Source organism: Acinetobacter chengduensis (genome assembly GCF_003664645.1).
Classification (GTDB): Bacteria; Pseudomonadota; Gammaproteobacteria; order Pseudomonadales; family Moraxellaceae; genus Acinetobacter; species Acinetobacter chengduensis.
The window spans coordinates 23,941-39,643 of the sequence record NZ_RCHC01000011.1 but is presented as its reverse complement, the minus strand read 5'-3'; the positions used below and the strand labels follow the sequence as shown (position 1 = coordinate 39,643).

11 protein-coding genes and 1 riboswitch are annotated in these 15,703 nt (G+C 39.9%); of the genes, 4 read left to right on the top strand and 7 right to left on the bottom strand.

Annotated elements, in window-relative coordinates; all coding sequences use genetic code 11:
* The first annotated feature begins 103 nt into the window (after positions 1-103).
* The 3 genes from baeS (at position 104) to D9K81_RS10940 (ending at position 3,969) form a co-directional block, all read left to right on the top strand.
* Entirely contained in the window at positions 104-1,777 is a 1,674-nt protein-coding gene (baeS, locus tag D9K81_RS10950) for a sensor histidine kinase efflux regulator BaeS (RefSeq protein ID WP_120375356.1), read from the top strand.
* Between the two features lie 17 nt (positions 1,778-1,794).
* Positions 1,795-2,481, top strand: coding sequence for a response regulator (locus D9K81_RS10945; protein ID WP_106986268.1), 687 nt, complete (start codon positions 1,795-1,797; stop codon positions 2,479-2,481).
* Between the two features lie 132 nt (positions 2,482-2,613).
* A complete protein-coding gene (locus D9K81_RS10940) occupies positions 2,614-3,969 on the top strand; it encodes an amino acid permease (protein WP_120375355.1) in 1,356 nt (451 codons plus the stop codon).
* Between the two features lie 131 nt (positions 3,970-4,100).
* On the opposite strand, the gene D9K81_RS10935 is transcribed toward D9K81_RS10940, so the two are convergent.
* From D9K81_RS10935 to D9K81_RS10905, 7 genes are all read right to left on the bottom strand, one after another.
* Positions 4,101-6,020 (bottom strand): acyltransferase family protein, encoded by a 1,920-nt coding sequence (locus tag D9K81_RS10935; RefSeq protein ID WP_120375354.1) that lies wholly within the window; start codon positions 6,018-6,020, stop codon positions 4,101-4,103.
* Positions 6,021-6,214: 194 nt separating this feature from the next.
* Positions 6,215-6,583, bottom strand: coding sequence for an MmcQ/YjbR family DNA-binding protein (locus D9K81_RS10930; protein ID WP_120375353.1), 369 nt, complete (start codon positions 6,581-6,583; stop codon positions 6,215-6,217).
* A 75-nt stretch (positions 6,584-6,658) separates the two neighbouring features.
* A complete protein-coding gene (locus tag D9K81_RS10925) occupies positions 6,659-8,104 on the bottom strand; it encodes a protein adenylyltransferase SelO (RefSeq protein ID WP_120375352.1) in 1,446 nt (481 codons plus the stop codon).
* A 205-nt stretch (positions 8,105-8,309) separates the two neighbouring features.
* Positions 8,310-9,476 carry an acyl-CoA desaturase gene (locus D9K81_RS10920; RefSeq protein ID WP_120375351.1) on the bottom strand — a complete coding sequence of 389 codons (1,167 nt, stop codon included), beginning with the start codon at positions 9,474-9,476 and terminating at the stop codon, positions 8,310-8,312.
* A gap of 340 nt (positions 9,477-9,816) precedes the next feature.
* On the bottom strand, positions 9,817-10,536 hold the full coding sequence (locus D9K81_RS10915; RefSeq protein ID WP_120375350.1) for a glycerophosphodiester phosphodiesterase: 720 nt from the start codon (positions 10,534-10,536) through the stop codon (positions 9,817-9,819).
* 300 nt (positions 10,537-10,836) lie between these two features.
* Entirely contained in the window at positions 10,837-11,415 is a 579-nt protein-coding gene (locus D9K81_RS10910; protein ID WP_120375349.1) for a cob(I)yrinic acid a,c-diamide adenosyltransferase, read from the bottom strand.
* 45 nt (positions 11,416-11,460) lie between these two features.
* Complete coding sequence (locus D9K81_RS10905) at positions 11,461-13,317, bottom strand: TonB-dependent receptor plug domain-containing protein (protein WP_120375348.1); 1,857 nt, start codon at positions 13,315-13,317, stop codon at positions 11,461-11,463.
* A 231-nt stretch (positions 13,318-13,548) separates the two neighbouring features.
* Positions 13,549-13,705: riboswitch (cobalamin riboswitch) on the top strand.
* A 127-nt stretch (positions 13,706-13,832) separates the two neighbouring features.
* Here D9K81_RS10905 and D9K81_RS10900 point away from each other — a divergent pair.
* Positions 13,833-15,653, top strand: a complete 1,821-nt coding sequence (locus tag D9K81_RS10900; RefSeq protein WP_120375347.1) for a TonB-dependent receptor domain-containing protein — start codon at positions 13,833-13,835, stop codon at positions 15,651-15,653.
* The last annotated feature ends 50 nt before the right edge of the window (positions 15,654-15,703 follow it).

Below are 15,703 nucleotides of genomic sequence, written 5' to 3'. Positions count from 1 at the left end.
GATGCTTAAAGATTAAATAATAATGATGAAGAAACAATGGAGAGTTTTTTAGATCAGTGTTCGTTACAATAATAAATATAGAAGAAAAAATAGAGACTCTATTTTGAATATCCGCCGTGTGCCCATTGCTTTACGTTTATTTCTGACTGTGCTGTTGACCACTTTAGTGATCACAACGGTGAGCTTGGGCGTGCTTCATTGGAATATGCAACGTAATTTCACCAATTATGTTGCAGATGTTGAAATGCAAAAACTGGATTTACTCATCCATAATTTGTCTGATGTCTATGATGTTTATCAGGATTGGGGTAATGCGATTCAGGCACAGATTTTACAAATAGAAGGTGATGCAGGGCCCGATGACTATGATCGATTATCACATTGGTGGTTACGTCGTCAGTATGATATTGCCTTACAACAGCGCTATTTTAAAGAGCACACCTTGGTGGCAGTAACCCCCACTTTAAATTCTTCTGACATTGAAAAACAAAAAGCCGATATTGCTGAACTGGATTTTATTGAACGTAATTTACCTTCAGAATTTCGTCCATTTGATGGCTTAAAATTTCCTTTAAGCTCCAATCAGAATGTGTTTAGACCCAAAGATCCCAAGGATCCAAAAGCATCGAATCAAGTCGATTCTACAAAATCACAAGCCGACGGTAAAAAGCAATTTATTCAAATGCCTGACCGTTTAGGCTTGAGTTCACGTTTATCTTTATATGATGCTAAGCGCCAGTTTGTGGTGGGTGAACCCACCGATGCCAATATTTCTTATCGTCCGATTATGGTTAAAAATCAGGTGGTGGGTTATTTAGGCTTGAAACCCGTACTTGATCAAGATGATGCAATTAGTATTAACTTTTTTAGTAAGCAAAAGCGCTATTTAATTTTGGTTTATGGTCTGACTTTATTGGCCAGCTTAATTGCCTCTTTGTTGTTGGCAACCTACTTTAAAAAGCCGATTCAGCGCTTATTAAATGGAACGCGCGAATTAACCAAAGGTCATTATCAGCATCAAATTGCTGTAAATCGTAATGATGAATTGGGTGATTTGTCTAATGAGCTGAATCAACTGGCGGTAATTTTAGATCAGCATGAAACGTCGCGACGTCAGTGGGTGGCCGATACCTCACATGAACTGAAAACACCACTTGCGGTACTTCAAGCACAGATTGAGGCAATGCAGGACGGTATACGTAAGCCTACACCTGAGCATTTTGCTTCAATGCTGAATCAGGTGAGCAGTTTGAAAAAACTCACTCAAGATTTAGCAGACTTAGCCCAAGCGGAAGCGATGCAATTGAAATGCTATATGGCCAATGTGAACCCATGGCAGGTGATTGTACAAGAAGTTGAAAACTTTAAGCCGAAGTTTGAGCAAGCACAGTTAACCGTGAGTGCACAGGGTGAGGGCGCTGATTTACAATTGGATATAGACCGTTTTAAACAAATTATGGTGAACTTACTAGGCAACAGCATTCGTTATACTGAAGCAGGTGGTGAGGTTCGCATTCATACTGAACAAAATGATGCGTATTGGACGGTGTATGTCGACGATAGTCCTTTAGGACTCAGCGATGAGCAGTTGGCTAATCTAGGACAGCGTTTCTATCGTGTCGATGATTCACGTACACGCAGTACGGGTGGCACAGGTTTAGGTTTGGCATTATCCGGCAAAATTGCACAAGCAATGGGTGGTGAGCTAAGCTTTGATCATTCGCCATTGGGAGGATTACGTTGCAAGTTAAGCTTCCCAAAACAAGTGAACTCTTAAAAGGAAAATAAGCATTTATGAAACATATTATGCTGGTTGAAGATGAAGTAGAACTTGCACAACTGGTGCGTGATTATTTGGAAGCCGCAGGCTTTGAAGTGAGCATGTTTCATGATGGCCAAGAGGCCTATGAGAGTTTTACGCAGCGTAAACCGAGTCTGATGATTTTAGATTTGATGGTGCCACGTATGGATGGCCTGACCATTTGCCGTAAAGTGCGTGAGCAGTCAGATCTTCCAATTATTATGGTGACTGCACGTACTGAAGAAATTGACCGTGTATTGGGTTTAAACATGGGTGCAGATGATTATGTTTGTAAGCCATTTAGCCCGAAAGAATTGGTTGCACGCGTACAAGCGGTATTGCGTCGTTTAGAACGTAAAGCTGAGCCTGAAAGTAATGATTTGTTCCGTATGGACAAAGGCCAGCAACGTGTGTGGTATCAGCAAAAGTCCCTGAATTTAACACCAACAGAGTTTCGTTTATTAGAGCTGTTTTTGGAGCATGTGGGGCAAGTGTATTCACGTGCGCAGTTGCTCGATCACATTAACCCAGACAGTTTTGATGTTGCTGACCGTGTGATCGACAGCCATATTAAAAACTTACGCCGTAAAATTTCAGAAGCTGCTGAAACGGGTAACCGCCATGAGTGGATTCAAGCAGTATATGGTGTGGGTTATCGTTTTGAATATCCTGAAGATTAAAGATATTTAGAAAATTAAAAGGCGAATACATGCAAATGTGTTCGCTTTTTTATTGGCTTGAGCAAGCCACAATGCAGCATAACAAGGCGAAAAAGATTTACAATCCACTTTTTTATCAGATGAGAACGTGTTGTGAGTAGCGAGATGCCTCAACTGCAACGCAGATTAAAAAATCGCCATATTCAGTTGATTGCCATGGGCGGTGCAATTGGTACAGGCCTATTTTTAGGTTCTGCACATATTATTGAATCGGCTGGGCCTTCAATCATTTTAGGGTATTTGATTGGGGGTTTGATTGCCTTTTTAATTATGCGCCAGCTGGGTGAAATGATTGTACAAGAGCCAGTGACAGGTTCATTCAGTTATTTCGCCTTTAAATATTGGGGTAATTTTGCAGGCTTTTTAACAGGTTGGAACTACTGGATTTTGTACATTTTAGTGGTGATGACCGAGCTGACAGCCATTGGTAAATATGTAAATTATTGGTGGCCTCATATTCCTGCGTGGGTATCAGTGATGGTGTTTTTTGCGGTGATTACACTTGCCAATTTAGCCAATGTAAAACTGTATGCAGAATCAGAGTTTTGGTTGTCCATGATTAAGGTTGTGGCTATTGTGGCCATGATTATTTTTGGTGTGTATCTGTTATTGACTGCTGGTGCAGATTCAACAGCCTCAATCAGTAATTTATGGGCGCATGGGGGCTTTTTCCCACATGGTTTTGATGGGCTGTTCTACATGCTGGCCTTTATGATGTTTGCTTTTGGTGGTATTGAGCTAATCAGTATGGCGGCTGCTGAGACTGAAAATCCAGATCAAAACATTCCTAAAGCTGTAAATCAGACTGTGATTCGGGTATTTCTGTTTTACATCTGTTCACTGGCGATTTTACTCTCACTGGTACCATGGAATCAGCTTAAACTGGGTGGTTTAGACCATAGTCCTTTTGTCATGATTTTTAATCAGATGGGGATTGATTGGGCCGCACATTTACTCAATTTTATTATTTTGACGGCATCCATTTCTGTTTGTAATAGTGGGATGTATGCCAATAGTCGTATGCTGTTAGGCTTGGCAGAGCAGGGTAATGCGCCAAAAGCGTTTAAACAGGTGAATAAATATGGTACGCCGATTGCCGCCGTATTATTTTCAGCATTGCTGATTTTTGGCTGTGTATTGTTGAATTATTTTGTTCCAGAAAAAGCCTTAAGTTATTTAATTTATATTGTGGTGAGTGCTGCAGTATTGAATTGGATGCTCATTAGTTTGATTCATTTGAAATTTAGAAAGGCCATGCAACAGCAAGGGATTCACACGAAGTTTCCAGCATTATTTGCGCCATTCACTAATTACTTTGTTTTGGCTTTCATGCTGATGATTTTATACATTATGTGGAATCAGGGTTTCATGCTGTCTGTGTTGATGCAACCACTGTGGATTTTGCTACTTTTTATTTTATTTAAAGCAATACAGTTAAAGAAGGCTTAATTGTTGATTCACTTTGCGTGACTTTGCTGTTGAATATCTAAATAGACTGAAAATCTATAGCTTATAGCACCTCATACAAAAGTGCCTAAATGACTTGGAATAATACAAGCCATTTGGGCACTTTTTAATGTTTATGGATTAAATGCTTCTTTAAACATTGGTATTAACAGCTTATTGCCATGCTCACTTAGATGATCGCTATCACGATAAATCGGACGACCTTGATATTCAGAAATACATTCTTTTCCTTTACATAATATTAATGAAGGGTCTAAGACTTTCACCTGACACTGCGCCGCACTTTGCTGAATAATGGTACGGATTTCTCCATTTCTTTTTACATAGGCATCGTATGAAATAAAGATTTTTTCATTACGGTTGTAGAATATATTTTTAATAATTCTTTGCGGTAAATTGAACCCAACCTCTGGAATAGGTTGCACAATATAGACGGGATTTGTCTTAGAAAGCTGACATAACTGCTGCGTTAAATTTTTCTGAAATGAAGCAAATAATTCAGCATGAGATGTATTTTTCTCTGTACCAAAATAAATGGTCGGTTTTGACTCTTTCAAGTCTATACGGTCTGGATCATTTTCGCCAATTAAATAACCTGGATATCGTGCAACTAAAACAATAGGAATATTTTCATATTTTTTAGAGGCAATTAAATCACTACGTTGCTGATTAATTTCAGGGCAACGACTTTTTTTGTCGTAAAAATTGATATTTGGAATAAATGGACAGGCAGAACTCGCTAAGGCAACTATTCCTTCTGACTTGGTATTGAAAATAGAAGAAAGAGAGGTAATTAAAGAGTTGGCGTGACTATCACCAATAATTAGAGCATTAATTTTAGATGGGTTACCAATAACACATTCGTGTAATTTTGGTTGATCACAATCATAAGGGTTATCGTTTTTGATTTCCGCATTGGCGATTTTAGCGACCTCTGGAAGTCGTGAATCTACGCCATCATTAGTTTTGAGGAAATGACCAAAGCCTAAAAGAAATAAAGCAAGATAAAGCGCTTTAACTTTATAGATTTCTTTCCAAGATGAATAGCGAGGGAAATGAAGTTTTTCAATCGCGTGATAACTGAAGAAACCCAATATAATTGAAAGTGGTATACCATACATCCACCAATTTTCGAGGCTGAAATAAAAACCTAAAACAACCAATGGCCAATGCCAAACATAGATTGAGTAAGACCATTTACCAATATGGTTAAAGACAGGATTATTAATGATTAAATTTTGCTGGTAGTTGCTCACAATAATTAAATAAGCACCTAGAACCGGAATAAGGGCCATATAACCCGGCCAAAGTGTGTCTTTAGAGATAAAGATATAGGATGCTAAAATCAGCACCAGCCCTAAATATTGAGTCGTTAATTGAAGTCTTTGATTTTTGAGTGACCATGGATACAGGAAGGCTAAACCACCCAGTAGCATTTCCCAAGCACGGCTAGTGAGTAAAAAATAGGCCGTTTTGCTGTCTTTAAAGGTTGCATAAATACCATAAATAAAGCTGGCTAAAAACAGCCCAAGCACTACGCGTTTTAAGTTAGCTAAACTTAAATACTTTTTAAGCGTTAAAATAATGATGGGAAAAACAATGTAAAATTGCCATTCAACCGATAAAGACCACGTATGCAATAACCATTTTGTATGCTCAGCTGTATCAAAATATCCACCGCCTTTTGAAAAGTGCACGTTGGTCATAAAGAAGGCGCTTTTTTCGACTTGTCTTCCTAAATCTTTATAGTCAACGGGTGCTAAATAGAACCAACCAAAGGTCAGTAGTACGGCAATCATTATCGCAAGCACTGGGATAATACGGTTTGCACGTGCGGTATAAAATTTAAATAAATTAAATGTGTTCTTTTCAATACCACTAAAAATAATGGCGGTCATCAAGAAGCCAGAAATGACAAAGAAAACATCGACGCCTGCGAAGCCACCGCTCAGCCATTGTGGATTAAAATGGAAAATGACAACGGCCAATACAGCTATGGCGCGTAATCCATTGATATCGTGTCTGAATTGCATAAATAAAATAGCTAATCATTTAATTTGGGGTGATTCTAACTTTAATTGGAGAATGATCGATTGAAATTTCAATTTTTTTTAAATTCTTGTTCAAAACGTTCAGATTGCTGGTGATCTAATTGATATGAATTTTAGTTGAGCAAGATACTTTTTTATTTTGGCTTTTAAATGGGAAACTCATTGTTAAAAGTGTGTCATAGCTGGCGAAGTAGCTCAATGCGTTGTTGCTGAATTTTTCTGAGCTTCGATACCACCAAGTTGTAAGAGTTAAGTACCAATTCTTGTACTAAATCTATATCCATTTCTTCGTGGGCATAAACGGAAATCCAATGGCGTTTATTCATGTGCCAGCCTGTTTGGATATAAGGATAAATATCTCTGAGCATAATGCCATTGTCTGGCAGCACCTTTAAATTGATGGCAGCTTTGCCTTGCAAATGAAAGCTCAGCATAAAGACTTTATCCATTACTTTAAATACATCACAGCCTTCACCAAAAGGCTGTGTAATGGTCACTTCAGGTAGTTTTAAAGCCACCTGCATGGCAAGTTGGTGTAGGGGCATAAGCAAAGACGACTCAATTTAATTGTGGATAATGTCTAGATTATCCACAATTTTAAACAGCTCTGTGGATAGATATTAAGACGAGCAACTCACCATCACTTCAGGTACATCGCTGGCTAATGGCCCTAAGTCAGCTTCAGTTTCTCGCTCAGGCTGTCGAGTGAAAGGCTGACTAAGTAGCGTAAACAAGCGGTCTACCTCTGAGAAATCATTGCGCTCTGCCAGTTCAATGGCTTTTTGCGCCATGTGATTGCGCAAAATATACTGTGGATTAGCCATTTTCATTTCAGCATCTAATGCATGAGTGTCTTGATGTTCACGGATGCTTTGATATTGGGCTAAGAAACTTTCAAAAGCGCGACGGTCTAAGCAATCATCTTTAATGGCTTCATATTCATGATTTTGCAGACGAATAAAGCTTTGAGTGTAATCGAGTTGTTCTGTTTGCAAAATACCTAAAAATGCCATTGCACAGTCAAAGCTGTCTTTGTGGAAACTTGGTAAGCTCATTTTTTGGCTTAAACCCAACTGATAATGTTCTAAAAACGTTAGCTCAAAGTGTTCTAAACATTTGGCTAAGTCTTCTTTCCACTGCTCTTTGTCATAACCTTTAGGGCAAAGTGGCACTAAATTATTTAACCATTGCCATAGGTTCCAATGTCCAATACTTGGTTGCTGTTGGTAGGTATAGCGACCTTGGTAATCCGAATGATTATTAATCCAATTGGGGCGGAAACGTTCCATAAAACCATAAGGACCGAAATCTAAAGTAGAGCCAGTAATATTGAGGTTATCGGTGTTCATCACGCCATGTGCAAAGCCGACCAATTGCCATTTGGCAATCATGACGGCTGTGCGCTGAATCACTTGAGTGGCAAATGCTAGAATAGGTTGCTCTGCATCTAAGCATTCAGGGTAATGCCACTCAATACATTTTTGAGTAAATTCAGGCAGTAAATCAGCTTGATACTGATTAATCCATTCAAAGTGTCCCAAGCGAATATGACAGTCTGAAGTGCGGAGCATCATGGCACCCAGTTCTAATTTTTCGCGTTGTACGCCTTGCTCTGAACTGGTAAAGCCAACGGCATTACTGGAAGCAACACCTAAGCTATTTAGTGCATGACCTGCTAAATATTCACGAATGGTAGAACGTAATACGGCACGTCCATCGCCCATGCGTGAGTAAGGAGTTGAGCCAGCACCCTTTAAATGTAGATCTATGGTCTGAGCTTTTTTATCCAGTATTTGTGCAATCAATAAGCCACGTCCATCGCCCAATTGGCCAGCCCATTGTCCAAATTGATGGCCTGCATACACCATGGCCAAAGGTTCAAATTCAGCAAAGGTTTTTTGACCACTACAGATTTCTATCCATGCTTTTTTATCTGCATCAGACCATTGTAGTTGATCTGCAAGTGCAACATTAAAATGACCCGCTTTTGCACCTTTTAAGGGTGAAGGCTGTTGGTGATGGTAAAGACGAGACGGCAGGGAGTTGTAGCGGGCATTGAACTGCATAATGATCTTTAAAAATTTAAATTATGTAGAAACTATAGCAAAGCTCATGGGCTTATTGTGCGCTAAAGCGAAGACAAAAGGGCGATATTTGAGTTCATTTGTAACAATCGAAATTGAAGATATTCATAGAGATTCAGTTTATTGAACTTAAAAATATTAGGCATAAAAAAAGCCCCATGAGAGGGGCTTTGATGTTTGCTACAGATTAATCTGTAACTGTTTTCTTTTTAATGTTGCGCATAAGTGTTGTGAGTGTTACACGATGGTGTGATAGACGCTGTTCAACCAATTGGAATTCGAGTTTTAACTTGTCATCCATTTGATGAATTTTTTCAGTCACCGCAGTTTTCTTAGCTTGAATTTCCTGTTCTTTTAATTTTGCCCAGTCATTCAAGGTTTGAGAAAATGCATCGTATTCTTGAGAAATACGTTGTTTGGCTGTTGCAACATCGTCCGTCATATTTAGGCCATAAATGGCAAGATCTTGTTCGGCATATTTAAACTTCATGGCCAATTCAGCTTTTTTAATATTAAAGCTTGGAATACGGCGTAGGTTTTTTGCTAAGCCTAATTTAGAGCAGGTCCAGATCAACCACTTTGTAGGATCATACTGCCACCATTTCACACCGTTACGATAATCGTATTGGAAAATATGGTGGTAATTGTGATAACCCTCACCCCATGTTGCAATGGCAAGCACAAAGTTGTCACGTGCAGTATTTTCATCAGTATATGGACGAGAACCCCACATGTGGCATAGCGAGTTAATGAAGAAGGTGACATGGTGGCTGAGAATCAAACGAACCAAACCGCCAAGTAGCAACACCCCCCAAACATCGCCTACAGCCCAGCCGATCGGAAGTAAAATACCAGCATGTACTACAATCACTAAGGGAACATAGTATTTGTCTTGGAACATCACCAATTTGCTATTCAGCAAATCGGGCGCATTTTTATAGTTAGCAGCACCTGATTTGTAGTCACGAAGCATCCAACCAATGTGTGCAAACCAAAAACCGCGGTTGATTGAGTACGGATCATGATCGACATCATCTACATGGCGGTGATGTGTACGGTGGCCTGAAGCCCAAAATAGAATACTATTTTGTACAGCAAAGGTGCCCATGATCATCAAGACGATTTGCATAGGTAAAGTTGCTTCATAAGCACGGTGTGCCCATAAGCGGTGATAACCCGCCGTGATCCCCAAGCTACTGAAGCCAAGCAGCACAAACATGCTGATCCAGGCAGCTAAGCTAAAATCATGGTGGTATGCATATAAGGGGATTGCAATAATTGCCACCAGTGGCAAAAACAACAGTGCAAAAACTGCAATCCAGTTGATTGGTGCTTTAGGTAGGGGTGCGGTCATCGCCAGCTTAACTCCTAGAACCTTGGGAGGTATATCAGAATTTAAAAACCATAAATAGATTATGGATTAATAGGGCATCATCTTAGCATGAGCTTTATGCTACTCACAGTATTATTGTACAGTTGTATTGCGTTAAACGGTAACAGAATAAAACTATGATTTCACATCTTTCTAAGCCAATGCTGTATGTGGCCTATATGCCGTTTTATATTGCCTTGAAATACACCAAACAGATAGCAAAATTTATGGACATACGGTCATTTTAAGCACAGTATTTTACTTGGTTTTTGTATCGTTCAATGGCTCTGTAGGCTAAATAGACTGGCGTCATAATTTGCCATTAACTGATATTCAATTGCTGCAACATAAGTTTAGGGAAATCTGTAATTAAACCATTGATGCCTAATTGTTGCAGTTGCTTTGCACGCGCTACGTCATTGACAGTCCATACACTAATTTTGAGCCCAGCATTTTGTGTGGCTTGAATGATCTCATCTGTTGCGAGCTGGTTCATCCATCCAATTTGGCAACAGTCTAGGTTTAAAGCCTGTTCAATGGCCAGAGTTCCAATATCCTCTTCAACCAGTAGGCCACGTTTAAAATTTGAATTTTGTTGTTGTAATGCTTGATGGATTTTAAGATCGAAGCTGGTAATGACCGCAGTCTGTTCAAAGCCTTGTAGTTGTGTTTGTAATTCGGTCACGAGCGCAATGGCCTGTTCAGTTGTTTCTACAGCTTTCACTTCAACTTCTAAATGTTCAAAATCCTGCATGACCTTCAGACTTTGTTTTAAGGTTGGGGTGATTTGTGCTTCCCAATCCATCCAAATATGCGCTTGGTTGTATGGGGCGAGTTGGGTGCTGTCTAATTCATACAGTGCTTGTGCTGTGCCTGTGGTGCGTAGGAAATTATCATCATGCACAATCACCAGTTCGCCATCTTTGAGCTGGCGCACATCAAATTCGACAGCACGGATACCAAGATCATGTATGTATTGAAAACCTGCTAGGGTGTTTTCTGGGGCTTCGCCACGTGCGCCACGGTGTCCAATAATTTGCATTGTGATTCCATTTTTTAAATTATGAATGGTAAGGCAGAGTCTTACCGTTGTGACTGAAATATTTGGAGCTCATTGTGTCACTTTTTTTAAAAAGTGACCAAAAACTTTTACCATTCACAAAACCTGTTTGAATCCGTCATGTGTCTAGTTTTTCGCAGAAACATGATCGAGCATATTTAGGGTAAGTTGTGAATGGCGCTGGTCGAGCCGCAAATTTGGTCTTAAAATAAAAATCATAATTGTCAAAAAAGCCGATCTATGAGTTTGTCATGGATCGGCCTGTATAGCATTTTTAAAGATTTAAATCGTGTCGTTGATATTCTTTTGCCAAAGCACTTCAGAGCCACCTTCGGCGCGTTGCAGAGTGCGTGATGCAACAAATAACCAATCTGAAAGGCGGTTGAGTAGTTGTAATGATGGCGCTTGAATATTTTGGTCACGGTTATGCACAGCCATTAAACGACGTTCTGCACGGCGACATACGCTACGCGCTTGATGTGCAAAGCTACATACTAAAGTACCTGAAGGCAAAATAAAGTCTTTGAGCATAGGCAAGGCTTCATTCATACGATCAATGTCATTTTCTAAATATTCAATAGACACGGGCTGTACTAAGTTAAAGTTTGGAATGCAGACTTCACCGCCCAAATCGAATAGCCAATGTTGAATCAGGCTGAGTGATTTGTCCCAAACGGCTTTGTCTTCTATAGTACTGATCGCAATTTGCGAGCGTAAAATACCAATGCTTGAATTAAGCTCATCAACATCGCCCAAAGCTTCAATGCGTAAATCATCTTTTGCGACACGTGAGCCGTCACCCAGTCCTGTTGTGCCTGAGTCGCCTGTGCGGGTGTAAATTTTACTTAAACGGTGGCCCATTTTAATTGTCCATTTTGATTAAAAGTTGAATAAAGTAATGTGAAATTAATATTTAACAGTGATTCCAATGGAAGCCAAACGACCGCCATTTAAATAGAACTTGCCGTCAAAATTTCCAGCAGATGCAGTTTTATATTGAACATCGCCAAGGTTTTGAATATTTGCAAAGAAGCGTAGCTTTTCATTGGGTTGGTAATAGCTATTCAAATCAATCTGCGCATGTCCAGGGATGACATCATCATCGTAATTACTGCTGTCTGAATGGCTGTTGGCAGTCAATGTGGTTGATATTCCATAATGTTCATCCGACCAACCAGCTGACAATGCCAGCTTTTGACGAGGACGGCGGCTCAAATCTAAACCTGTTTTATCATTTTTTGCTTGGTTGTAGCTATAACTGGCTTTTGTAAAAAATGCATCATTGCTCCAATTGACATAGAGTTCTGAGCCTTGAATGGTCACGGCATCAATATTGGCAAATTTCCAATTGTTGTTTGGATCTGAGTCAATCAGTTGATCAATTTCAGTTCTGTACAACGACAAGCCTGTTTTGAGCTGTGGTGTTAGTTGCACATCAAAGCCTATTTCATAAGACCGACTTTCTTCTGGTTTTAAGTTGGGGTTGGCATAGTCGCCATAATACAAGTCGTTTGCTGTTGGGGCCTTAAATGCTGTTCCAATATTGGCATAGCTACTCAAAAGGGGACTAAAGAAATAACGCGCAGCAAGTTGCCCGACCGTGTGTTGACCATATTTTTCATGGTCTTCAAGGCGAATGCCAGCTTGAGTTTTTAATTTGTCGGTTTGGTATTGATGCTGTAAGTAATAGCCCGTAGTGTTAAGCGCTTGTTGAAAAGATTCTGTCGTTTTTAAAGTGGATGTATCTAGTTGTCGATGTGTAATTCCGACAATCATGTTTTGAGCCTGTGTCATTTGTTGCTGGGCTATTAGTTCATATTCAGTCGATTCATACTGAGTTCGTTCAAAGCTCTTAAGCTGCTCTAATTCATCTTTAAAATAAGATATGCGGGCATTCAGCGTAAGTTGCTCGCTTGGATTAAAACGTGATTTTAAGGTCACAATTTGGTTTTTAAAATCTTGTGATTTTTGCTCATATTGCATCGAATTCCAGCTGTATTGCTCATATTGAGCATTACCTTGGTTTTCAGAGTAATCCAATGACGTACCAAAACGATCCGCCTCATAGCCCAACTTAGTGGACCAGCCTTTTTGATCAAAGCTTGAAGCAGTAGCATTTTCATGCTCATGAACAGGCGTGCCATCGGTTTCTAAGCGTTGCCCACGCACTTGTGCATAAAAGCCTTCATCGGCCAGATCTGCCCCAACTGTCGTTTTATAGGTTTGATGTTCACCTATCTCAGCACTCACAAAGGCAGCATTTTTTTCAGGCGTTTTACTTATAATTTGTATTACACCACCAATCGCATTGGTGCCATACAGTACAGAAGCAGGGCCTTTTAAAACTTCAATCTGCTTAATCTCTGTGGTGTCTATAAAATTGTTTGGCGCTAAGCCACTGGCATCGTTATTTAAACGAACACCGTCACGCAACACTAAAGTATGGTCTGACTCTGTACCGCGTAAAAAAAATGAAGCTTGTTGGCCATAGCCACCCAGTTGCACCATGTTAATTGAGGCATCACTCATCAATAAATGTGGAAATGATGCAATGGGGGATTGCTCAATAAGGGCTTCATCAATAATGGCAATACGTGCGGGAACATCTTTGAGTGGTTGCTCAGTGCGTGTTGCAGTAACCACAATGGTATCTAAAGTTGTGGCGGGAGTATTTAAAACTTGCGTGGCTTGAGTTTGCGTAGAGAAAACCAATACGGCTGCAATGCTACTGACGATTGCCGTGGGTTTTGAAAGGAAAAGCATGTATCGCTCCATGCACTCACCCCACGTGAATGATTGAGTTACAGAACACAATTAGCAGGTATCGGACTGGCAAGACGCGCTTGCACACCGTTGCGGGGGCAGTGTGACGAACTTCCCATGCGAATTGTTATGAATAGCACCAGTATAGTGAACTCCTTTTCTGTGGACAATCATCTTGAGATGGGTTTTGTATTTCAGCATATTGAGCTTGACTTGCTGTGGAGCAGAAATTAATCTGCCTGCACTTCAGGTGCTTCCTTAATTGAGAAGTGAAACTGGGAAGTCAGTCCAAAATGCCTATGCCTTTTGTAATCTGACACTGCCCCCGCAACGGTGAATCGTTATTGAAAACGTAAGTCCGGAGACCGGCCTGATGTAGACCTATTCATAATGCGACGGGCGTTATAAAGGGATTGCATGCTTTTGCCTGAAAATGGCCAGCGATTGCTTACTCAAAAACCGCCTCGCGTTATCCACTTTTATTTCGCACGGGCGGTGCGATCGGGGAATACAGTATGCATTCTTTCTCTAAGACTCTTATCGGGTCGCTTTTTGTTTTATCACCACTTTCTGCAGCTATGGCAGAAGATCAAGTTCATCAGTTTCCAGTTATTACCAATACTGTTGCCAATATTGTTGAGCAAGACTCACAAAAAACCTTGGCCGCTGTTACTGTGATTGACCGTGAAGAAATTGAACGTAAGCAGTTTAATTCATTGCAAGATTTGCTACGTACCGTTTCAGGCGTGACTTACACTAACTCCGGTGGCTTGGGCCAGCCTACGAGTATTTCAATTCGCGGTACAGGCTCTACGGCTGTGCTTGTACTTGTAGACGGTCAAAAATTAGGTTCGGCAACATCAGGTCAAACTTCATTTGAGCACTTGCCAATCGACCAAATCGAACGTGTAGAAGTGGTGAAAGGACCACGCTCAAGTTTATATGGCTCGGAAGCGGTTGGCGGTGTGATTCAAATCTTCACTCGCAAAGGGTCGCAAGATGGCGTGAAACCATTTGCTTCGCTTAAATATGGTTCACATGAAACTTATGATGCTAATGTTGGTGTGAATATTCGTCAGGATAATTCATGGGCGACCATCAGTTTAGCTGGCTTAAAAACACAAGGCATGGATGTAACCACCTTACCGACTGAAACAGATAAAGATGGTTATGAAAATTATTCTGCTTCGATCAAAGCGGGCCATCAGTTTAATGATCAATTTTCAGCAGATATCAATATACTTTATGTGAATGGTGAAACTCATTACGACAGCCCATACAATGTAAATCCTTATAATAAGGTTGAACAAAATGTATATGGTGTGGGCTTCACCTATTCACCAGTTGATTTGTGGAAAACACAGCTCAAATTTGGCCGTTCAGAAGATAAATACGAAACCTTTAGTGCAGATAAATCAACTGGTGTATTTGATACTACAAAAGATAGTATTAGCTGGTTAAACACCTTATCTTTTAATGCGAATAATACACTGTTGGTGGGTGTAGATTACTTAAATGATCAAGTAGATAGCACCACGAATTATGATGAAAAAGAGCGTGATAATATTGGTTATTACGCACAGTACCTTGGTGATTTTGGTCGAATCAATTTACAAGCTGCAATTCGTTTAGACGACAATGAACAGTTTGGTGATCATACGACGGGTAATGCTGCGGTTGGCTATTCATTTAATGAAAACTACAGTACTTATGTTTCATACGGTACTGCTTTCCGCTCACCAACATTTAATGACTTATATTATCCGGGCTGGTCAAATCCAAATCTTGTACCTGAAGAATCTGAAAATATTGAAATTGGTTTTAAAGGTACACAGTGGCTGAATTGGTCGGTTTCTGCATTCCATAATGACATTGATAATATGATTTCAGGCGGAACCAATATTGCAAAAGCAAAAATTAAAGGTGTAGAAGCAGAGTTGGGCCAATCATTGGACAACTTTGCATGGAACTTAAATTATACTTATCAAGAGCCTGAATATAATTCGGGTTCTACAAAAGGTAAGCAAATTGCAGGTCGTGCAGGTCAGTTGTTAAATTTATCTGCAGACTACAAGATGGACAAATGGACATTGGGTGGTTCTGTACATGCAGAAGATGAACGTTTTAAAAATGCTGCAAACACGGAAAGCTTTGGTAGTTTTGCGATAGCAGACGTACGTTTAACTTATCAAGCAACGCCAGAATTTTCAGTACAAGCTAAACTTGCCAATATGTTTGATAAAAAATATTACACTGTGTATGACTCTTTTGATGATTACTACTACCGTCAAGACGGCCGTACTGCTTGGGTAACGTTACGTTATGCGATGAAATAATTCATTTAAATATAAAAAAGCCCTGAACATTCAGGGCTTTTTATTTTTGC